The organism is Achromobacter sp. 1L-A-4-B-C2 (assembly GCF_057291955.1).
Genome location: NZ_JBXAWP010000005.1, coordinates 53,597 through 73,220, shown reverse-complemented (window position 1 = coordinate 73,220; position 19,624 = coordinate 53,597). Strand labels below are relative to the sequence as shown.

17 protein-coding genes are annotated in these 19,624 nt (G+C 65.5%); 10 read left to right on the top strand and 7 right to left on the bottom strand.

Annotation, left to right across the window (positions count from 1 at the left end; translation table 11 throughout):
• Positions 1-26 precede the first annotated feature (26 nt).
• The 3 genes from AC0Z35_RS22465 to AC0Z35_RS22455 form a co-directional block, all read right to left on the bottom strand.
• Positions 27-2,789, bottom strand: a complete 2,763-nt coding sequence (locus tag AC0Z35_RS22465; protein ID WP_485132984.1) for a decarboxylase — start codon at positions 2,787-2,789, stop codon at positions 27-29.
• Positions 2,790-2,887: 98 nt separating this feature from the next.
• Positions 2,888-4,576 carry an aspartate-alanine antiporter gene (aspT, locus tag AC0Z35_RS22460; protein WP_046807913.1) on the bottom strand — a complete coding sequence of 563 codons (1,689 nt, stop codon included), beginning with the start codon at positions 4,574-4,576 and terminating at the stop codon, positions 2,888-2,890.
• A 235-nt stretch (positions 4,577-4,811) separates the two neighbouring features.
• Positions 4,812-5,381, bottom strand: coding sequence for a hypothetical protein (locus AC0Z35_RS22455; RefSeq protein WP_485133318.1), 570 nt, complete (start codon positions 5,379-5,381; stop codon positions 4,812-4,814).
• Between the two features lie 330 nt (positions 5,382-5,711).
• Here AC0Z35_RS22455 and AC0Z35_RS22450 point away from each other — a divergent pair, with 330 nt between their 5' ends.
• Complete coding sequence (locus tag AC0Z35_RS22450; RefSeq protein ID WP_255444815.1) at positions 5,712-6,551, top strand: DUF4189 domain-containing protein; 840 nt, start codon at positions 5,712-5,714, stop codon at positions 6,549-6,551.
• A gap of 22 nt (positions 6,552-6,573) precedes the next feature.
• Here the strand turns inward: AC0Z35_RS22450 and AC0Z35_RS22445 are convergent, their stop codons facing one another.
• The 3 genes from AC0Z35_RS22445 to AC0Z35_RS22435 form a co-directional block, all read right to left on the bottom strand.
• On the bottom strand, positions 6,574-7,575 hold the full coding sequence (locus tag AC0Z35_RS22445; RefSeq protein WP_046807942.1) for a Bug family tripartite tricarboxylate transporter substrate binding protein: 1,002 nt from the start codon (positions 7,573-7,575) through the stop codon (positions 6,574-6,576).
• A 94-nt stretch (positions 7,576-7,669) separates the two neighbouring features.
• Positions 7,670-8,725, bottom strand: a complete 1,056-nt coding sequence (locus AC0Z35_RS22440; RefSeq protein ID WP_485132985.1) for a hydroxyacid dehydrogenase — start codon at positions 8,723-8,725, stop codon at positions 7,670-7,672.
• Positions 8,726-8,867: 142 nt separating this feature from the next.
• Entirely contained in the window at positions 8,868-9,767 is a 900-nt protein-coding gene (locus tag AC0Z35_RS22435; protein ID WP_485132986.1) for a LysR family transcriptional regulator, read from the bottom strand.
• Positions 9,768-9,939: 172 nt separating this feature from the next.
• Between AC0Z35_RS22435 and AC0Z35_RS22430 the strand changes: the two genes are divergently transcribed.
• From AC0Z35_RS22430 to AC0Z35_RS22420, 3 genes are all read left to right on the top strand, one after another.
• Positions 9,940-11,139, top strand: a complete 1,200-nt coding sequence (locus tag AC0Z35_RS22430; protein WP_485132987.1) for an alpha-hydroxy acid oxidase — start codon at positions 9,940-9,942, stop codon at positions 11,137-11,139.
• 200 nt (positions 11,140-11,339) lie between these two features.
• Positions 11,340-12,155, top strand: coding sequence for a hypothetical protein (locus AC0Z35_RS22425; RefSeq protein ID WP_485132988.1), 816 nt, complete (start codon positions 11,340-11,342; stop codon positions 12,153-12,155).
• 1 nt (position 12,156) lies between these two features.
• Positions 12,157-12,834: a hypothetical protein gene (locus AC0Z35_RS22420; protein ID WP_046807688.1), complete on the top strand. Its 678-nt coding sequence runs from the start codon at positions 12,157-12,159 to the stop codon at positions 12,832-12,834.
• 14 nt (positions 12,835-12,848) lie between these two features.
• Here AC0Z35_RS22420 and AC0Z35_RS22415 read toward each other — a convergent pair whose 3' ends face one another.
• Positions 12,849-13,775 carry a LysR family transcriptional regulator gene (locus AC0Z35_RS22415; RefSeq protein WP_485132989.1) on the bottom strand — a complete coding sequence of 309 codons (927 nt, stop codon included), beginning with the start codon at positions 13,773-13,775 and terminating at the stop codon, positions 12,849-12,851.
• Positions 13,776-13,866: 91 nt separating this feature from the next.
• On the opposite strand from AC0Z35_RS22415, the gene pcp reads away from it, so the two are divergent.
• The 6 genes from pcp (at position 13,867) to AC0Z35_RS22385 (ending at position 19,559) form a co-directional block, all read left to right on the top strand.
• Positions 13,867-14,514: a pyroglutamyl-peptidase I gene (gene pcp, locus AC0Z35_RS22410; RefSeq protein ID WP_319301574.1), complete on the top strand. Its 648-nt coding sequence runs from the start codon at positions 13,867-13,869 to the stop codon at positions 14,512-14,514.
• Positions 14,515-14,529: 15 nt separating this feature from the next.
• Positions 14,530-15,432, top strand: coding sequence for an alpha/beta fold hydrolase (locus tag AC0Z35_RS22405; protein WP_485132990.1), 903 nt, complete (start codon positions 14,530-14,532; stop codon positions 15,430-15,432).
• Positions 15,433-15,520: 88 nt separating this feature from the next.
• Positions 15,521-16,450 carry a TauD/TfdA dioxygenase family protein gene (locus AC0Z35_RS22400; protein ID WP_485132991.1) on the top strand — a complete coding sequence of 310 codons (930 nt, stop codon included), beginning with the start codon at positions 15,521-15,523 and terminating at the stop codon, positions 16,448-16,450.
• A complete protein-coding gene (locus AC0Z35_RS22395; RefSeq protein ID WP_104145828.1) occupies positions 16,447-17,466 on the top strand; it encodes a tripartite tricarboxylate transporter substrate binding protein in 1,020 nt (339 codons plus the stop codon). Before AC0Z35_RS22400 ends, AC0Z35_RS22395 begins: the two co-directional genes overlap by 4 nt.
• 220 nt (positions 17,467-17,686) lie before the next feature.
• On the top strand, positions 17,687-18,550 hold the full coding sequence (locus tag AC0Z35_RS22390) for a transporter substrate-binding domain-containing protein (RefSeq protein ID WP_485132992.1): 864 nt from the start codon (positions 17,687-17,689) through the stop codon (positions 18,548-18,550).
• A 157-nt stretch (positions 18,551-18,707) separates the two neighbouring features.
• Entirely contained in the window at positions 18,708-19,559 is an 852-nt protein-coding gene (locus AC0Z35_RS22385; protein WP_120157499.1) for a transporter substrate-binding domain-containing protein, read from the top strand.
• Positions 19,560-19,624 lie beyond the last annotated feature (65 nt).

Sequence of the window (19,624 nt, the reverse complement as noted above, 5' to 3'; positions counted from 1 at the left end):
CCGGTTGCGACTGCCGCGGTCACGGCCTAACGCTGGCCCCCTCCCGTGCGCGGCTTGATGGCGGACAGGCGGATCAGTTTGATACCCCGCGCCGCGTGATAGCCGTGGATCTCCTTCACATCCAGCTTGCGCATGAATTCGATGGTGTCTGAATCGATGACCTGGCCGGGCACCATGATGGGAAACCCCGGCGGATACGGGATGACGAAGTTCGCGGATACCAGCTCCGGGCCATTGGCCAGCCGGTCGTCCAGGGTGGGGCTGGTCAAGGGCAGGTACTCGCATTCCGCTTCGTCGTACGCAGCAAAAAACGCGGTGCGCATGTCGCCTTCCGCCGTGCTGCTGGCGGGGTTATCGCGATAGCCATCGTGGAAGCGGCTGAAGTTGGGCAAGCTGGGAACATCATGCATCAGCGCTTTGACCCTGGCGTCGAACTCCGGCCTGCCCGCACCGTTGTCGGCGCTGAGGCGGGCGTCGACGGCCTCTGAAATTTCAAGCAGCACCTTGATCAGCGCGGCGACATCACTGCGGGTGTTGTTGATATTGCTTTGCAGCAGCACGCTGTTGCGCGACGTCTTGTTCAATTGGATGTTGTATTTGGACGCCAGCAGATTCTTGAACGCCGTGCCATCGAACCCCGCCGTGCCGCACACCAGCGTGAGCCGGGTCGGGTCCAGGCAGAACTCGTCATCCTTCAGCGCTTTCACGGCGGTCAGCCAGTTGGCCCCGGGTTGCAGGTAGTCGACAAAGCCGGATGCGCGGAATCCGTCCGGAATCATTTTGTCGGCGCCCAGCACGCTGAAGTATCGGGAAATCAGCGGGTGGCTCGCGACTTCGCGGCGGATGGCCAACGCGACTTCGATCGCGCGCATCACCAGTTCATAGCCTTCCAGCTCCATCTGGCGGCGGGCCACGTCCAGCGACGCAATGATCTGCGCATTCGGCGAGGTCGAGGCATGGATGAACACGGCTTCGTGAAACGCGGAAATGTGATGTTCGTAGTCTTCGTCGCGAACCGCCACGATGGACCCTTGCCGCAGGCTGGACATCGATTTGTGTACCGAATCCGTTTCGTACACGCGTATCCGCATGGTTTCGGGGTTAGGCACCAGCTCACGCTCCAGCAGGCGCGGGTCCTTCGGGTCCAGCTCGTCGCCCAGCTCTCGCACCTGCGCCTGCCAGGCGGCCGTGGCGGCCGGGTCGTCGCGCCATTGTTGCAAGGCGGCCGCCGCGCCCATGGCCGTGCGCGGGCGCAGAAAGGGCGACCACCGGGCAAAGCCGAACCAGGCTTCGTCCCACAAAAAGATCAGGTCCGGCTTGATGGCCAGGCATTCGGCCATGACCCGGCGCGTGTTGTAGATGTGCCCGTCGAACGTGCAATTGGTCAGCGTCACCATGGCGACTTTGTCCAGCCGCCCTTCGGCCTTCAGGTCCAGCAAGGCCTGTTTGATGGTGCGTAGCGGCACCGCCCCGTACATCGAATATTCCGTCATGGGAAAGGCTTCGACGTACAGCGGTTGCGCGCCGGACAGCACCATGCCGTAGTGGTGCGACTTGTGGCAGTTGCGGTCCACGATGACGATGTCGCCCGGCTTGGTCACCGCCTGATAAACCATCTTGTTGGAGGTCGACGTGCCGTTGGTCACGAAGTAGACGTGGTCGGCGCCCACGGCGCGCGCGAACTTCTCCTGCGCCACCTTGATGTTGCCCGTGGGCTCAAGCATGCTGTCCAATCCGCCGGTGGTCGCGGAGGTCTCGGCCAGGAACAGGTTCAGCCCGTAAAACTCGCCAAAGTCGCGGATCCAGTTGGATTTGATGATGGACTTGCCGCGCGCGATGGGCAGGGCGTGGAAGGTGCTGATGGGGCGGTTCGCATAGCGTTTCAGGTTGTCGAAATGCGGGGTGGCCTGGCGGTCTCGCACGCCTTCCAGAATGTTCAGGTGCACTTCCATGGGCTCTTCGGCCTCATAGAACACCCGGCGTATGCAGTCGGCGGCCGGGTCGCCGGCCAGTTGCTCGACCTTGCGATCCGTCAGCAGGTAGATATCCAGCTCGGGCCGGATGTTGGCGATGAAGCGGGCCAGCTTGACGCCCGCTTGCCGCGTGTCGTCCGGCTGCGTATCCAGATGCTGGTAGGCCGACAGAAAATCGCGCAGCAGCGGGGCCTCGTGGGTGGAGGCAAAAGGCACTCCCTCGTAGATCACCACGGCTTCGATCTTGCCGTTCATGATCGTGGCAAGCAGGGCGTCTTCCACGCTGCCGACTAAAACGGGCTCATAGATCAAACCATCGTCGGGTCGACGGAACTGACGGATCTCCTGGCAAATGGCTGCCGTGCGCGATGCCGACATCGGCGTGACGAACAGGGTTTCGAAATAGGGTTGACGCCCGCCGTTCTCGCCCAAGCCCGCGGGCAGGCGGTCGGGCGCGTCGTACGAGGCGTCCTCGGCCACGTTCCATTCGCCGGCGTCGTAGCGGTAGCTGCCCGACAGCATCGCATTGCTCATGCGCAGTATGAGGCGCGCCGCGCCCATGGCGTCGCCCTCGGCCAGGCGCTCGTCCAGCGCACGCAGCAGCTGCGCGCCGGGATAGGCAAAATAGGTTTCCATCGGGCGCAGCGCGGCCAGGGCCTCTTGCACGGCGGTGGCCGCGCTGCGCCCGTTGCCGCCACGCGCTTGCGCCGCCCAGGCCTGCGCCTTGGCGTTCATGTCGCGCCACCGATCCATGCGCGCGGCCGAATTCGAAAACAGATGGTCCAGATCGCTGCCGTTGGTTTGACGGTTCATCATGGTGTACCCCTGGCGTTGCAAGGCGCAAAGCGCCCCGCAAATACGGAGAAAACGAAAGAAGACGGAGATAGAGGCGGGCGTCTGGATGGGCGGCTTTCTCAGGAAAGCAGCATGATCACGATCATTCCCCAGATGGTCAGCAAGGTGTTGCCGACCGCGTAGGTGACCGTATAGCCCAGCCCCGGGACTTGGCTTTTTGCGGCTTCGCACACCATGCCGAGCGCGGCGGTGGTGGTACGCGCGCCGGCGCAGATGCCCAGGATCAGCGCCGGATGAAAGCGAAACACAAATTTGGCCAACAACATGCCGACGACCAGCGGCACGGCCGTGGCGAAAATGCCCCACAGGAACAGGCTGATGCCCAGTTTCTGCAGGCCCGCCACAAAACCCGGCCCGGCGGATATGCCGACCACGGCAATGAACACGTTCAGCCCCACCGAATTCATGAACCACAGCGTGGGCTCGGGGATGCGTCCAAAGGTGGGATGAATGGCGCGAAACCAGCCGAACACAATGCCCGCGATCAACGCCCCACCCGCCGTGGACAGCGTCAGCGGGATGCCGCCCACATTGATCACGATCGCGCCGATCAGCGCGCCAGCGGTAATGGCCAGCGATACGAACGCCACATCGGTCACTGTCGTGGGCCGATCCACATAGCCCAATTCCTTGGCGGTGATATTGATGTCTTGCGTGCGCCCGACCACGGTGATGACGTCGCCCCGGTAGAGCTGCGTTTTGGGCAACACGGGAATCTGCGTTTCGGTGGGGCCGCGCCGGATCTTTTTAAGAAACACGCCGCGCGCGCCCGGCCACCGGGCCAATTCCTCCAGCCGTTTGCCATCTACCTTTTTGTTCGAGACGTAAATATCCACGCCTTCGGTCTTGATGTTGAGCAGCTCGGGGTCTTCGACTTCGCGCCCGCTGGGGCCCAGCCGCAGAATCATCTGATCGCGCTTGCCGCCGATGACCACCACGTCGCCCGCCTGGATAAGCGTGGCCTGGTCCACTTCCATGATGTCGCCGTCACGCCGTATGCGCTCGATGAACGCGCGCACGCCTTCCCGGGTGCCGGCCTCAAGTTCGCCGACTGATTTGCCGATGAATGGGCTTTCGGGCGCCACGGAATAGGCCCGCATCTCGAATTCATGCCATTCGGTGGCGCCTTGCGCGGCCTCGCCCGCGCCCAGCATTTTTTCGTATTCCTTACAGGCCGCCACCAGATCGATGCCCAACAGCTTCGGGCCGATCTGCGCCAGGATGATGGCCGAGCCCACCGTGCCGAAAATGTAGGTCACCGCGTAGGCGATGGGCATGGCGTCCAGCAAGGCCTGGGTTTCTTCCGGCGACCGGCCCAGGCGGTTGATTGCGTCGGTGGCCAGCCCCATCGATGCCGAGATGGTTTGCGAGCCGGCCAGCAAGCCGGCCGCTGAGCCCAGGTCATACCCGGCAATGATCGCGGCGACGGCCGCGGCGCCTAGGGAAAGCAGCGCCATGACCACGGCAAAGATCGCCTGCGGCAGCCCGTCCTTGGCGATCCCCCGCACAAACTGCGGGCCAACCCCGTAGCCGACCGCGAACAGGAACATCAGGAAGAACACGGATTTGACGTTGGGCGAGATCTTCACACCCAGGATGCCGATGACGATGGCGACCAGCAAGGTCGCGGTCACTGCCCCAAGGCTGAATCCCTTGAAGCTCTTTCCCCCGATCCAATAACCGATTCCCAGTGCCAGGAATATAGCGATTTCCGGATAAGCCTTAAGCGTAGAAACGAACCAGTCCATGGTCTTCTCCTCGAAGGGGCCACTCGATGATCTTGCTTCGTACAAACGCGGGCATACTGGCCTGCTGCGCTGCAACGGACGCGGCGGCGGGCACATCGGGCCAATCTAATCGGGGGAAAAAACAGGCGCCATACTCAAATTTGGGTATGGCGCGGGCGGGGCAGCGGGGGGGCGTTGTTGCGGGGCGGTCGGCGCGGGCGGCCGGGCGGCGCGAGGCGCGTGCGACGCTTGTGGGTTACTTCACCACGTAGTTGTTGGCTTCGGCTTCACCCGACCATTTGCGCAACGCCGCGATGAATTCCGGGCACACGTTGCCGTCCACGCTGGTGCTGGTAATGATGCTGTTTTCCATGCGCATCAGCACAGTGCATTCATACACGCGGGTGCGGTTTTGATAGTGTCCCGTGCTGTTGGTTTGAAAAACAGGCGTGGCGGCGGAGGTGTTGGTGGCCGGGATCATCCCTACTACTTGCTGGCTGGTCCCCGTGGTGACCCGCTCCGTGTAGGGCGCGGCCTGGTAGTCGGACCATTCCAGTTCCATCGTGTTGCCTACAGCGCGCTTTTTAGACGGCTCGCCCAGGGCAGCGATGGCGTCATTGATGGACCGGCCCTCCATGTTCTTGGCCACGTTCACGCTGGGCGAGAACGACAGGCCCGACTTGAACACATTGCCCAGGGACGGCAAGCCCGAGCTACCGCCGTCAGGCATGGGCGCGCAGCCCGACAAGCCCAGGGCGGCGGCAATCAGGGTGGCCGGCAACAGCAGCGTTTTGCGGCGGGTCGAACAATGCAAGGGCGACGTCATGGTGGGCGGTCGGTGTTCCGTGGCAAAGGGTCCGGTCGGCCTGTGATGCCGGCGGGGAGTCGGGGGATAACGCAGTCTGATTGTTTCTCTTCGTGACAGGCGGCCGGTTGATGCGGGCAGGGCATCAAGCCGACGACGCCGTGCCAAGCATCGATACACGTAAGAAAAGTCCGACATTTTTACCGGAAAACGGGGCCAGCAATCTCATCACGGTATGTGAAATTTGTTACTCAATATGCCTGGAAGGCGGCAAATCAGGGGGACGGAGCCCGCGCGCTTCTTGCTAACATCGTCCCCGCTTCGCTTCCGCATTCCTCTCTTTCATTGACCATGACGATGATGCCTGCCCGCTTTCACCCCCTGATCCGCGCTGCATTCGCCGCTATCGCCTTGCTGGCCGGTTTGGCTGCAAGCCCCGCGTACGCCGACAAGCAGTTTGGCGGCGTCGCCACCGATGGCAATCACGACAAAACGTACTGGACCATGCCCGAGGCGTCGCAAAAAGACGCCGAGGCCTCGTCGCTGGCCGAGTGCCGGCGCCAGGGCGGCAAGGACTGCAAGAAGTTGAACTGGTTTTCGGACAGCTGCCTGGCCTATGCGCGCAACTCGCGCCAGGACCTGTTTCCGGGCAACAGCGTGTCGTCCGAACTGGCCGCCAAGAAAGCCATGCGCCGCTGCACGGCAGGCAGCCCCGACGGCAAGTGCCGCCTGGTGTCGCTGCCGTACTGCGTGGGCCCCGGCTACAGCGCCGCCGACCTGCAAGGCGCCAAGCGCGCCAAGCCCGCCGATGTGGAAGCGTTGTCGGCCAAGGTCAATGACCGCCAATACTGGGGCGCCGTGGCCGAAGGCGCCGACGGCGGCCTGGTCTATTCGGACGGCTACCCGAAAGAAGACGACGCGGTCTCGACGCTGCTCAAGTGGGAAGAATGCAAGGACTGCCGCAAGGTGCTGACCTATAAGGACACCTGCGTCGGCATGGCCTGGGTGAAGGGCAGCGAAGGGCGTGGCACGCGCTTCACGGCGCTGAACCCCGACCCCGTTGCCGCGCGCGAGCAAGCGCGCAAGGAGTGCTCGGCCAAGACCGGCGCACCGGCCTGCGTGGCAATGCTGCGCTGCTCGGGACGCGCCTACATCGACGGCTACCCGGGCGAAGACGTGAAGCCGAAGTAAGCAGGCGGGCCCGAGTCAGACATCACTTATCCAGCCACGGCGCTTCCTTCCACAGCTTCTGGAATTCCGCCTCGCCGTTCGTCAATTCGCCGGCATAGTCGGCGGGCGGCAGGTAGCGCAAGGGGGCGAACATTTCTTTCGCCTTGGCCTGGAACGCCGGATCATCGACCGTGCGCTTGACGGCGTCCGTCAGCTTCTCGCGCACCTCGGGCGGCAAGCCCTTCGGGGCCGCCAGGCCGCGCAGCGACGCCAGTTCAAAGTCATAGCCCTGTTCCTTGAAAGTCGGCACGTCGGGCAGCGCGGCGGATCGCGTCTTGCCCATCTGCCCCAGGAACCGCAGCGGCGTGCCGCCTTTCTGATACTGCAAGGCTTCGCCCACGTTGATGGCGCCGATCGTGATTTCGCCACTGGCCAACGCGCCACGCACTTCACCCGCGCCCTTGTACGGAATGTGGCTTAGCTTCGTGCCCGACGCTCGCTCAAAGCGCAGCATGGCCAGGTGGTCGTCGGACCCCGTGCCCGTCGTGCCCACGGTGACCTTGCCCGGGTTTTTCTTGGCGTAGGCCAACAGGTCCGCCAACGTTTTCAGCTCGTTATCGTTGCGCACGGTAAAGGCGCCCGGATCATCGATCAAATTGCCCAACAGGTCATAGCTTTGCCACGTGAAGCCGGACTTGCGTTCAATGGGGATGGTCAGCAGGTTCGGCGTGTTGATAAAGCCGATGGTGTAGCCGTCCGGTTGCGCGCGGGCCAGTTCGGTAAAGCCGATGGCGCCGCCCGCGCCGGGGCGGTTCAGCACCACGATGCGCGCATCGTTGCCCAGGTACTTTTGCAGGAACGGCGCCATCATGCGCGCCACCAGGTCGGTGCCGCCGCCGGGGCCGTACGACACGATCAGGTTGATGGGGTGTTCGGGGTAGCCGGCCGCTTGTGCGCCGGCCGAGTACAAGGTGGCGCCGGACAGCAGGGCGATGGACGCCGCCAGCGCGCGCAAGGTGCGGCGCTTGTTGTGGGGATATTGCATGGTGTCTCCTCTTGGGGTGGGTCGGCGGCTTGATGCCGCACTGTGTTTTTCAACGCCGCGCACGGTGTTGTTCATAGGCGCGCACGGCGGGGTGCTACGACTGCAAGGCGGCAATCCGCGCGGCCGCTACCGGCCACACCTCGGGGTTGACCAGTTGCGGCGGACGCTCGCCACGCAGCATGGTCGTCAATTGCTGCGCGGAAGATCGCGCCACATTGCGACGGGCCTCATGCGTGACGCCCGCGGTATGAAAGGTGGGAACCACGTTCGGCAGCGCCAGCAGCGGCGCATCGCGCGGGGGCGGCTCTTGCTGCCAGACGTCCAGGCCCGCGCCGCGCAGATGGCCGCCCCGCAGCGCGTCGTACAGCGCGGCCTCGTCGTGGATGCCGCCACGCGCGGTGGATACGAACACTGCCTCCGGCTTCATGGCGGCAAAGGCGCGCGCATCGATCATGCCGCGCGTCGACGCGTCCAGCGGACAGTGCAGCGACACGACGTCGGCCTGGGCCAGCAGGTCGGGCAAGGACACCGGTTCCGCGCCGCGTGCACGGATGGTGTCGGCGTCCAGCAGCGGGTCATGCGCAATGACGCGCATGCCGAATCCTTGCGCAATGCGTGCCACCCGCGAGCCGATCTGGCCGATACCCACCAGCCCGATCACCGTGCCGTGAATTTCGTGGCCCATCAGATCCTCGCGCGAGAATCCGGTGTCGTGGCGCAGGCGTTGGTGCGATTCGACCACGCGGCGCTGCACGGCCAGCAGCAGCGCATAGGTATGCTCGGCCACCGAAGCGGCGTTGCCGCCCGCCTGGTTCACCACGGCAATGCCCGCTGCCGTGCAGGCGGGCACGTCCACGGTGTCGTAGCCGGCGCCGCCGGACGACACGCAAACCAGATCAGGGCATTGCGCAATCAGCTCCGCGTTGACGAACCATTGGCGCGGCAGTTCGTCCTTGGCGGCCGACACATGGTAGGCGTGGGCCGTGCGCAGGCCCGCCAGCGTGCGGGCGTCATCGCCGTGCGCGGGCAGCACCGATAAGGCTATGCCGGGTTCGGCGCCGACGATCTCGTCGAAGATCGGGTTCAGCCACAGGTCAAGGCGACACAGGCGTTTGGGGAAGTCTTGCGAGGGGGTACCGATATGCGGCATTGCACCTGGTCTCCGGTGGGCGGTCATCGTTTGAGGCGACTCTACGCGTGCGGACAACGGAGATAAAGCGAATAATTTGCTGATTCGTGCGCGACTTTTTCGAAACAGTGGTGTCGCGGTGTGGCTGTGCCACAAGGCCGCGCTACAGCATCCCGGCGGGCGCGCCGAAGTCCAGCGCGTCCTGCGCCAGCGCACGCAGGTTGGCCAGCATGGGCCGTGTGTCGTCGCGCCGCCATTGGAAGGTGTAGGGCAGGGGGCGTAGAGGCGGCAGGCCGGGCAGCCCGTACAGGTCGCCGCGTTGGATCATGATGCGCGCCCATGCCGTGGGCAGAAAGCCCAGGCCCAGCCCCTGCCGCAGCATCCCCGCGATGGCGCCCCAGCTGTTGCAGCACTGGGTGCGGCCGGGCGAGATGCCTTGCTCGGTCAGCCAGTCGTCCAGCATGCGGATCACGCCGGAGCTTTGCGGCTGCGTAATCAGCGTCAGCCCGGGCAGGTCGGCCACGGTCAGCGCGGTGGGGTCCGGCACCGCGCGCGGGGCGGCCACCCACTCGAACGACGCGCTGCCGATCAGGTGCGAGGCAATCGCCGCGCGCGAAGACGGCCCCGCGATCACGGCGAAATCCAGGTCGCCTTCTTCCAGGCCGCGTTCAACCAGTTCACCCACGCCCACATAGGGCTCGACCAGCAGGTTGGGATGTGCGCGCTGGATGTCGTCGATCAAGCGGGGCATCCACGTCATCGACGTCAGCTCGCCCGCGCCAAAGCGGCAGCGGCCGGAATAGGTCAGGTTGTTGCTGGCCTGCTGCATGAACTGGTCGGCGTTGCGCAGCAGGTCCTTGGCATGGGGAACCAGCTGTTCGCCCAAGGCCGTCAAGGTGGCGCTGCGGGCGCTGCGGCTGAACAGATCGGCGCCGATGGACGCTTCCAGTTCACCGATGCGCTTGGACAAAGACGACACCGAGATATTGAGCCGGTTGGCGGCAATGGCAAAGTTCTTGCAGGTGGCGGCCCAGTAAAAGGCTTCGAGTTGCTTGAGGGTCATGGCGGGGCCGGGGCAGGATCAGGTTGGCTTAAGGGCGAAGAAAAGTGTAATAAGCAATATCGATAAAGTCACTTTATTCAAACAAGCGCTGCGCCTATAGTCGTGCGCCATCGCCCAAACCACCGCGCGACGGCCGTTCCCACCCGCGGCCCGCCGCCGCCAGGAGACCGCCATGCCCGACCCGTTGCGCCATCTGCTCTGCCTGCACGATTTCCAGGCAGCCGCAAAGAAGCGCCTGCCTGAACCGATCTACGCCTATGTGTCGGGCGCGGTGGAAGACGGGCAGTCCGAGCGCGGCAACCGGCAGGCCTTTGCGCACTACGGTTTCCGGCCCAAGGTGCTGGTGGACGTCTCGCAACGCTCCACACGCGCCACCGTGCTGGGCCGCGACTACGCCGCGCCCGTCGGTGTGGCGCCCATGGGCATCGCGGCCTTGTCCAGTTATCGCGGCGACATCGTGCTGGCGCGCGCCGCCGCTGCCGCCGACGTGCCCTGCATCATGAGCGGGTCGTCGCTGATCCGCTTGGAAGAAGTGATGCAGGCCGCGCCGGGCACCTGGTTCCAGGCATACCTGCCCGGCGATGACGCGCAGATCAGCGCCTTGATCGATCGCGTTGCCGCCGCCGGCGTCACCACGCTGGTGCTGACCGTGGACACCCCCGTTGCCGCCAATCGCGAGAACAACGTACGCGCCGGCTTCTCCACGCCGTTGCGGCCCAGCGTGGGGTTGGCGTGGCAGGGGCTGACGCATCCGCGCTGGCTGTTCGGCACGTTTCTTCGCACGTTGTGGCGTCATGGCATGCCGCATTTTGAAAACAACTACGCCACGCGCGGCGCGCCGATTCTGTCGGCCAACGTGCTGCGCGATTTTTCAGATCGAGGCCATCTGAACTGGCGCCACGTGGCGGCCATCCGCCGCCGTTGGAAAGGGCGGATGGTCATCAAGGGCATCTTGCATCCCGACGACGCGCGCACCGCGAAGGCGCATGGCATGGACGGCGTGATCGTGTCCAATCATGGCGGCCGTCAGCTGGATGGCAGCGTGTCGCCGCTGTTGGCGCTGCCCGCCGTGGTGGACGCCGCGGGCGGCATGGACGTGATGCTGGACAGCGGCGTGCGGCGCGGGTCCGACGTGCTCAAGGCCATCGCGCTGGGCGCGCGCTGCGTGTTCGTGGGGCGGCCGTTCAACTACGCGGCCACCGTGGCGGGGCAGCGGGGCGTGGCGCACGCCATCGATCTGATCGTGGAAGAAGTCAGGCGCAACATGGGCATGTTGGGCGTGGTGGCATTGCGCGACGTGGTGCGCGACACGCTCGTGCGCTTGCCGCCGGGGCAAGACGGCGCGGGCGGCGACGGCGGGCAGGGCGGGTAGGGCGGCCAGTGCGGGCAGGGTGGCCAGTGCGGCCAGTGCGGCCAGTGCGGCGACGGCGCCATGCGCACTTAGCCTAGAATGCCGGCACCCTGACTTTGCGCGGCTTCGTCCGCACTGCCGCTGTGTTCCGTTGTTCCTGCGTACTGGCGTGGCCTTGTTTGAAAATCTGGCGTCGCCGCGCGCTTGCCTGCTGTGTTGCGATGTCCGCCGTGATGGCCGCCATCGTGCCCGCCATCGTGCAAGCGCAACCGGCCTCCAACGCCGACCATCTGAAAGCCGTTGAGCCCATCGGCGGCGATTTCGCGCTGCAAGGCTATCCAAAATCCCACCTGCGAACGATCCTGTATCGCGGCAAGATCTACCGGCCCTTGAACGCCTATGAGTTCGTGCACGTCAAGCCGCTGGGGCCCACGCAGGGCGGCCAGCCCATGCTGCTGGCGGTGTCCAACGACTTCATGGGCGTGGGCACGATCTTGATCGCGGTGCAAAACGGCACGCCGCTGGCGCGCGTGCTCAGTCCCACGGTGGACCTGCGCGACCCGGACATGGGCCTGGCGCAGCCCGGCCGGCAAGACGTGCTGCTTTTCACGGCGGGCGCGCGTGCGCTGGTGACCTCGACCGGGCAGGTGCTGTGGTTTGAGCACAAGCGCCCGAAGGAGTACATCCATTCGATCCCGTTGTTGGTGTCGGTGTCGCCGGACAACAGGCAGGGCGCGTTGCTGTTGGATAACCAGATCCGGCTGGCGCGCTTTGACGACGGCCCCTATGCCAGCGTGCCGTTCACCAAGGACCGGCAGGCCAAAGCGTTCGCCGGTCTGTGGGAAGAGAGTTCGCAAGCGGCCAAAAAGGCCTTGGACGCCGGCCAGCGCATCGATCAACGGCGGCTATACAACAACCTGAAAGCGGCATGGATCAATCAACATTTTGCATGGCGCCAGGGCAAGGACGGCTGGCAGTTCACGGGGCTGGACCTGACGTCCGCGCCCCTGCCCGCACTGACCGCGCGGGAGCATTGACATGACGCACGTTGCAAAGCGATTGCTGCTGCAAGGCGTGGGCCTGCTTGCGGTATTGCTGTTGGCGGGATGCGCGGGCAGTGCCGCCCTCTACGAAGAGCACGTGCGCACCGAAGACGCCAACCCCAAGGATGTCGTCCTGACGCTGGACGTGACGTTCGCGCGCGCGCCCGATTTCGACCCGAAGCAAGACACCCGGGCAGGGCCGCCGCCGCACGTGGAATATTCCGGCGGCCCCAGCCTGGACGTGCCGTTCTATCAAAAGGGCATAGGCTTTGACCTGGGCGTGGTGGGCGACCCGCGCGCCTTGCTGGCCTTGCCGTATCCGTCGCCCGCCACGCGCACCACGTCGGCCAAATTGAAGATCTTTGGCGAACGGCGTAATGCCACGCTGTACCGCTTTGTCGTGCTGCCCCGCGCCGGCTGGAACAGCTACAACAGCTTCCAGGTGTCTTTCGCCATCAATGGCCGCCAAGAGGGCATGACGTTTGCCTACAGCGCCAAGGCGGTGTGCGACAGCACGTTCGACGTGACCACGCCCACCTATGGTTTCGGCATGTCGGTGTCGGCCAGATTGCCCGACGGCAAACCCGCTTGCTTGATGGCCTGCGACGCGCGGCCCGGCTACCCGGGCTATTGCGCGTTCGGCGCCGACGTGGAATCCATGTTGGTCCGTTGATGCGGGCCGGGCGGTCAGCCGCCCATGTCTTTCACCGCCCGTTCGATCAACCCTTGCAGCCAGGCCAGCGCCGCGTCCGTCGGCGCGCGCCGGCTGCTGATCATGTCGACGGCAAATGGGCCGGGGTCCACTTCCGGCGGCAAGGGCCGCAGGCTGAGGCTTTGCCCCGCCAGGCGCTGCGCCGCGCGGCGCGCCAATGTGGCGATCAAGTCCGTACCGGCCACGGCGTGGGGCAGGGCGACGATGTGTGCAAACGTGCACGCGACGCGGCGCTTGCGGCCCAGACGTGCCAGGCCGGCGTCCACCACGCCGCGCGCGGAACCATCGTTGCTGGGCACGAACAGCGCGTGTGGCAAGGCGACGTAGCGTTCCAGCGTCAGCTTGCGGCCACGCAGGCCGGGATGCTGTTTATCGGCAATGCAGATGAAGGTTTCTTCGTATAGCCGCGTGGCGCGCATGCGCTTGGGCGGGCTCAGGTGGCCGCCGATGGCGATGTCGACGGTGCCGTTATCCAGTTGTTCGTAAATGGCGGCGCGGTCCAGGCGGGCGACGCGCAAGTCCGCCGCGGGCGCTTCACGGCGCAGGCGCGCCACGATGTGCGGCACGAGCACCACGTCGGCATAGTCGCTGGCGGCCAGCGTAAAACGCCGCCCGTGCGCCGCACCCGGGTCAAACCCCACCCCTTGGGCCAGCGCGCGCCGGATCTGATCCAGCGCGCTGCTTACGGCGGGCATCAGCGCGATAGCGTGGTCCGTGGGCTGCATGCCGTCGGCGGTGCGCAGGAACAGTTCGTCGTTGAACAGGCGCCGCAACCGGCCCAGCGCGCTGCTTACCGAAGGCTGTGCGCGGTGAATGCGCTGCCCGGCCAACGTCACGTTGCGCGTTTCGTACAGGGCTTCAAAAGCCACCAACAGGTTCAAGTCCACGGCAGATAGATTCATGCGGTCAATAGTACGTATAGCGGATATCGATTTCAACAATTGGCGCTGTCGCTTCTACCATGGTCCGCATGGACACACAAAGGAAGCAGGCATGGCAACCGTATTGATTACCGGCATTGAACCGTTCGATGGCGAAACGCTTAACCCCTCGTGGGAGGCCGCGCGCCGCCTGGACGGGCAGGCCGTGGCGGGCGCGCACTTGGTTGCGCGCCAACTGCCCTGCGTCATCGGCAAGGTGGTGGATCGCTTGCGCCAGGCAATCGATGACGTGCAGCCGGACGTGGTGATCTGCCTGGGGCAGGCGGGCGGTCGCGTGGACGTGTCGGTCGAGCGCGTGGCGATCAACGTGATCGATGCGCGCATTCCCGATAACGAGGGCCGCCAGCCCGTCGACGAGCCCATCGTGGCGGGCGGCCCGGCGGCCTATTTTTCTACCTTGCCGATCAAGGCCATCGTCCGCGACCTGCGCGCGGCCGGCATTCCCGCTTCGGTGTCGTCCACGGCGGGCACCTACAACTGCAACACCATCTTCTACGGCCTGGCGCATCTGATCGCCACGCAGCGGCCCGCGTTGCGCGGTGGCTTCGTGCACGTGCCTTACCTGCCCGAGATGGCCACGCGCCATCCCGGCGCGCCCAGCCTGGCGCTGGACGTGCTGGTGCAAGGCGTCAAGATCATGGTGGCCACGACGCTGGCGGTGTCGCAAGACATCAAGCTGGGCGCGGGCGCGCTGCACTAACCGACGGACATCAACATGAACACAACATTGGCGAACGCCGACACCTTTGCGCTGGACGGCACGCCGTTCCAGCATCGCCGCGTGGTGGTGGACGGCTTGGGATATCACGTGGTGGAAGGGGGCACGGGGCCCGCGCTGATCTTGTTGGCGGGCTTTCCGCAAAGCTGGTACGCGTGGCGGCGCGTGATGCCGCTGCTGGCGCCGCACTTTCGCGTGTTCGCCGTAGACCTGCCTGGGCAGGGAGACTCCGACAAGCCGCTGGATGGCTACGATACGCGCACCGCCGGCGAACGCCTGCATGGCTTGTTCCACGCGATGGGCCTGACGCGCTATGCGCTGGCGGGGCACGATATCGGCGCGTGGATCGCGTACCCCTACGCCGCGCGCTATGCGCACGAGGTCGATCACGTGGTGCTGCTGGACGCGAACATTCCTGGCGTCACTCTGCCGCCCGCCATCGAGCTTGGCGCGGATAACTGGCGCAGCTGGCACTTCCTGTTCAACAGCGTTCCCGACTTGCCCGAAGCCTTGCTGGCCGGGCGCGAGCGCATCCTGATCGAATGGTTCTTCTCACGCAAGACGGCCAACAAGCCGGGCGTGTTCAGCCGTGCCGACATCGATGAATACGAACGCGTGTACCAGACCTTGGGCGGCCTGCGCGGCATGCTGGGCTACTACCGTGCTGAACCGGAAGACCGCGAGCAGAACCGCGCGCTGCGCGATACGCCGTTGACCGTGCCGGTGCTGGCGCTGGGCGGAGAACAGGGCAGCGCGCCCGGCCTGCACCAAGCGCTGCGGCCCCTGGCACGCGATCTTCAGGGCGGCGTGTTGGCCGATTGCGGCCACTATCTGCCCGAGGAACAACCGCGAGAATTGGCGCGGCGCATGTTGGCGTTCTTGACGGACAAGCGCGCCTAGCCGGGCTATTTTCACATTGCGTATCGGTATTTGTTGCGCGCCGGCGCCGCCCCTATCCTGAATTTTTGCAAACACACAGGGGCGGCAAATGAGCACACTGGAACACACGCGGCTGGACATCCGGCCGCTGTCGGTTTTTACGGGCGCCGAGATTCACGGCGTGGACCTGACGCAAGCGCTGACCGAAGACGAGGTCGAGCAGATCCGCGCGGCGCTGCTGCGCTGGAAGGTCGTTTTCTTTCGCGACCAACACATCGACCACGCCCAGCACCTGGCTTTTGCGCGGCGTTTTGGACGCCCGACGTCGGCGCATCCGTACGACGCGAATCCACCCGAAGGCTATCCCCAGATCCGCACGATTTCATCGCGGTCCACTACCGGGCGGCGCGGTGAACGCTGGCACACCGACGTAACGGGCGTGGTCAATCCGCCCGCCGCGTCCATCCTGCGCGCGGGCCGGCAAGTGCCTGCGTATGGCGGCGACACGATCTTCACCAATCTGGTGGCGGCTTACGAGCATTTATCGCCCGCGTTGCGCGCGCTGGCAGACGGGCTGTGGGCGCGCCACCAGTTTGGCGGCTACAACGGCGACTTCGACAACCAGACCGTCTATGCCCAACGGGTGCAGGCCAGCCCGCTGGTGTCCGAGCACCCGGTGGTGCGCGTGTTGCCCGAGACGGGCGAGCGCGCGCTGTTCGTGAACCCCGGCTTCACGCGGTGGATCAAGGACGTCAATGAAGAGGAAAGCCGCCATCTGCTGAACCTGTTCTTTGAAGAAATCACTCGGCCCGAATACACCGCGCGCTTCCGTTGGGAGCCCGGCAGCATTGCGTTCTGGGACAACCGTGCGACGGCCCACCAGGGGCCGGGTGACTTTGCTTATCTGGACACCGAACGCGTGCTGTACCGCATCACGCTGGAGGGCGACGTGCCCGTGGGGGTGGACGGCCGGCATTCAACGGCGGTGCTGGGCAAGCCGTTCAGCGCGTTCGGCGCGGACACGGGAGCCACGGCATGAGCAGCAAACGTAAATCCGCATGGCGCTTGGGGCTGGGTCTGGCGGCGGGCGTGGTGGTGGGCGCCGGCCTGTTGAGCAATTTTGCCGGGTCGGCGCCGGTGGCCTCGGAAGATGCCAACCGCTACCCGAACCGACCCGTCAAGATTGTGGTGCCGGTTGCGGCGGGCGGCAGCGCCGACAAGCTGGCGCGCACCCTGGCGCAAAAGCTGGGCGAGAAATGGCGCCAGAGCGTCGTCGTCGAAAACCAGCCGGGCGCCAGCAGCGCCATCGGCAACGCGGCCGTGGCGCATGCTCGCGGCGATGGCTACACGCTGCTATTGGCCGGCGACGCCTTGTCGCTCAATGCCTTGCAGGCCAGCGTGCCGTACGACCCGGTCAAGGACTTGCAGGGCGTGACCAAGGCCGTGGTGAACCCGCAGCTGCTGGTGGTTCGCCCCGGCCTGGGCGTGAAGACCTTTCAGGAGTTCGTGGCGCTGGTCAAGCAACGGCCCGGCGAGATTTCGCTGGCCTTGCCTGGCGGCACGGGCAGCTTGCAGCACCTGGCGGTGGAACTCTTGAACGAGCGCATGGGCGCGAAGACGAATCAAATCCCTTACCCAGGCGGCGGCCCGGCCACGCTGGACGTCTTGGGCGGGCACGTGGACGCGATGTTGATCACCTTGGCCGCCGCCACGGAAAACGTGCGCAGCGGCAAGCTGGTGGCGCTGGCCGTGACCACGCCGACGCGCTCTGGCGCGTTGCCCGACGTGCCCACCATGCAAGAGGCGGGGCTGCCCGACTACGCGGTGGAAAGCTGGCAGGGCTTGTCCGTGCCGGCATCCACGCCGCGCGCGGTGGTCGACCGGATCAACCGCGACGTCGTGGCGGTGCTGCGCGAGCCCGATACGGCGGCGTTGCTGGAAAACCTGGGCTTCACCATCGCCGCGACGGCGCCCGAAGCGGTGGACCAGACGGTGCGCGACGACATCGCCACTTACCGCCGCATCATCGCGTCGGCGGACGTGAAGCTGAAGTAGCGCACGGCCGCGCCGTCGCCCGGACGCCGTCGCACGGACGCCGTCGCACGGATGCCGCCGCACGGACGCCGTCGCACGGACGCCGTCGCACGGATGCCGCCGCACGGATGCCGTCCCCGCCCGGACCTTCCGCATATTGATATCTGAAAGTCTTCTTTGTCTTGCCGGCCTGGCGCCCGCAGCATGGACGCACGTTCACATCAACCGACAAGACAACAACATGACGATACGCAAAGCAGCCGCCCACCAGGCCGTCGGCATCGCCGGCGGCTACATCAGCCTCACCCTTGCCCTGGCGCTGGCGCTTGCCGCCGGTGCGGCCCACGCCGACGCCACGCTGGACAAGATCAAGCAGCGCGGCACGGTCACCATCGGCGTGCTGGCCAACGGCGGCGTGTTCGGCTCGCTGGACCCGGCCACGCAGCAGCTGGTGGGCTGGAACCCCGAGCTGGCGCGTGAGCTTGCCAAGGGCCTGGGCGTGAAAGCCGAACTGGTGCAGGTGCAAACCGCGACCCGCACGCAATTCCTGATTTCGGGCAAGGTGGATCTGCTGATCGCCTCGATGGAGCTGAACCCGGAACGCGCCGAGATCCTGGGCTATGCCCCTACGCCGTTCTTTCGCGTGGGCGGCGCGGCGGCCACGCTAAAGACCAGCGGCATCGCCAAATGGGAAGACCTGCGCGGCAAGCCGGTGTGCGTGTCGCAAGGCAGCAGCTTCGCCAAGCCCTTGTCGTCGGACTATGGCGCGGTGGTCAAGGGCTACAAGAGCTCTTCCGATTCGCTGCTGGCGCTGCGCGGCGGCCAGTGCGTGGCGGCCGTCCACGACTCCACCTTGATCCATCCGCTGCTGCGCAACAACCCGGAATGGGCCGACTACCACGCGCCCATCGCGACCGAAGTGCTGCCCGCCAATTCCGTGGTGTGGACGCGCAAGGGCGAAGCGGACACGATTGCCGCCGTCGACAAGGTGGTGCAGGACTGGCACCGCACGGGTTGGCTGATTGCCACCGAAAAGCGGCTTGGCATCGAGCCCGCCCAACCCTTGTTGCAGGAACTGCACGCCAAAGCCAAGCAGGGCGGCTGAGCGCGCCTGGATACTGATCGGACATACGAAGATGAAGCATCTGGGCAAGAACAACTCGGGCAAGAACAATTCGGACAGCGCGGGTTCGGCGAAGTATCCCCGTGTTCGCACCAAGGGTGATGCCGGCAAACGCCCCGCGCTGCCGTCACGCGCCGCCATGGCGGTCGCGCTGGTCGCGGGCTTGGCGACCTTGGGCACGGCCGGCATCGCGCACGCCGACGCCACGCTGGACAAGATCAAGCAGCGCGGCAAGCTTGTGGTGGGGGTGGACGGCGCCAGCCCGCCGTTCGGCCTGCTGGACCCGGCCACCGGCAAGGTCGGCGGCTTTCAGACGGACCTGGGCGCGGACATCGCCAAGCGCCTCGGCGTCACACTAGAGACGGTGCCGGTAACCGCGTCCACGCGCGTGCAGTTCCTGCAAGCCGGCAAGGTGGATCTGCTGATCGCCAACATCCAATGGACTCAGGAACGCAGCGAAATCCTGAGCTACGCGCCCACGCCCTACAACCTGGTGGGCGGGGCGGCCATGGTGTCCAAGAAAAGCGGCATCAAGCGCTGGGAAGACCTGAAGGGCAAGGTGGCGTGCGTGTCGCAAGGCAGCAACTTCGCCAAGCCCTTGCAGGACACCTATGGCGCGGTGGTGAAGGGCCTGCGCAATATTCCGGAATCGTTGCTGGCGTTAAAGGGCGGCAGCTGCGACGCGTCGGTGCACATCCAACCGGCGCTTTATGAAACGCTGCACGGACCCAGCGCAGGGCAATGGAACGACTTTGAACTGGCGACGCAGGACCAACTGATTCCATCGCCCACAGTGATCTGGACGCGCCGCAACGAGGCCGACACGCGCGCCTTGGTGGACGGCGTGATCCGCGACTGGTTGACCACGGGCCTGCTGGTGCAGGCGGCCGAACGCTATGGCGTACCGGCCGATTACCTGAAGCAGGCCACCGCCCGGGCGCATGCCGGCCAATTCGACAGCGCGCCGCCCGAAGCCAACGCCAAGCCGTGACGCTCTGCCAGGACGGTGAGCAGTGCCCCCAACGCTTGACGCCTTCGGATCCTCCGACTGCAAAG

What these genes read in the sequence shown, in the direction of transcription:
- AC0Z35_RS22465 (WP_485132984.1), bottom strand. Translation starts at nt 2,789, where the DNA reads ATGATGAACCGTCAAACCAACGGCAGCGATCTGGACCATCTGTTTTCG.
- aspT (WP_046807913.1), bottom strand. Translation starts at nt 4,576, where the DNA reads ATGGACTGGTTCGTTTCTACGCTTAAGGCTTATCCGGAAATCGCTATA.
- AC0Z35_RS22455 (WP_485133318.1), bottom strand. Translation starts at nt 5,381, where the DNA reads ATGACGTCGCCCTTGCATTGTTCGACCCGCCGCAAAACGCTGCTGTTG.
- AC0Z35_RS22450 (WP_255444815.1), top strand. Translation starts at nt 5,712, where the DNA reads ATGACGATGATGCCTGCCCGCTTTCACCCCCTGATCCGCGCTGCATTC.
- AC0Z35_RS22445 (WP_046807942.1), bottom strand. Translation starts at nt 7,575, where the DNA reads ATGCAATATCCCCACAACAAGCGCCGCACCTTGCGCGCGCTGGCGGCG.
- AC0Z35_RS22440 (WP_485132985.1), bottom strand. Translation starts at nt 8,725, where the DNA reads ATGCCGCATATCGGTACCCCCTCGCAAGACTTCCCCAAACGCCTGTGT.
- AC0Z35_RS22435 (WP_485132986.1), bottom strand. Translation starts at nt 9,767, where the DNA reads ATGACCCTCAAGCAACTCGAAGCCTTTTACTGGGCCGCCACCTGCAAG.
- AC0Z35_RS22430 (WP_485132987.1), top strand. Translation starts at nt 9,940, where the DNA reads ATGCCCGACCCGTTGCGCCATCTGCTCTGCCTGCACGATTTCCAGGCA.
- AC0Z35_RS22425 (WP_485132988.1), top strand. Translation starts at nt 11,340, where the DNA reads ATGTCCGCCGTGATGGCCGCCATCGTGCCCGCCATCGTGCAAGCGCAA.
- AC0Z35_RS22420 (WP_046807688.1), top strand. Translation starts at nt 12,157, where the DNA reads ATGACGCACGTTGCAAAGCGATTGCTGCTGCAAGGCGTGGGCCTGCTT.
- AC0Z35_RS22415 (WP_485132989.1), bottom strand. Translation starts at nt 13,775, where the DNA reads ATGAATCTATCTGCCGTGGACTTGAACCTGTTGGTGGCTTTTGAAGCC.
- pcp (WP_319301574.1), top strand. Translation starts at nt 13,867, where the DNA reads ATGGCAACCGTATTGATTACCGGCATTGAACCGTTCGATGGCGAAACG.
- AC0Z35_RS22405 (WP_485132990.1), top strand. Translation starts at nt 14,530, where the DNA reads ATGAACACAACATTGGCGAACGCCGACACCTTTGCGCTGGACGGCACG.
- AC0Z35_RS22400 (WP_485132991.1), top strand. Translation starts at nt 15,521, where the DNA reads ATGAGCACACTGGAACACACGCGGCTGGACATCCGGCCGCTGTCGGTT.
- AC0Z35_RS22395 (WP_104145828.1), top strand. Translation starts at nt 16,447, where the DNA reads ATGAGCAGCAAACGTAAATCCGCATGGCGCTTGGGGCTGGGTCTGGCG.
- AC0Z35_RS22390 (WP_485132992.1), top strand. Translation starts at nt 17,687, where the DNA reads ATGACGATACGCAAAGCAGCCGCCCACCAGGCCGTCGGCATCGCCGGC.
- AC0Z35_RS22385 (WP_120157499.1), top strand. Translation starts at nt 18,708, where the DNA reads ATGGCGGTCGCGCTGGTCGCGGGCTTGGCGACCTTGGGCACGGCCGGC.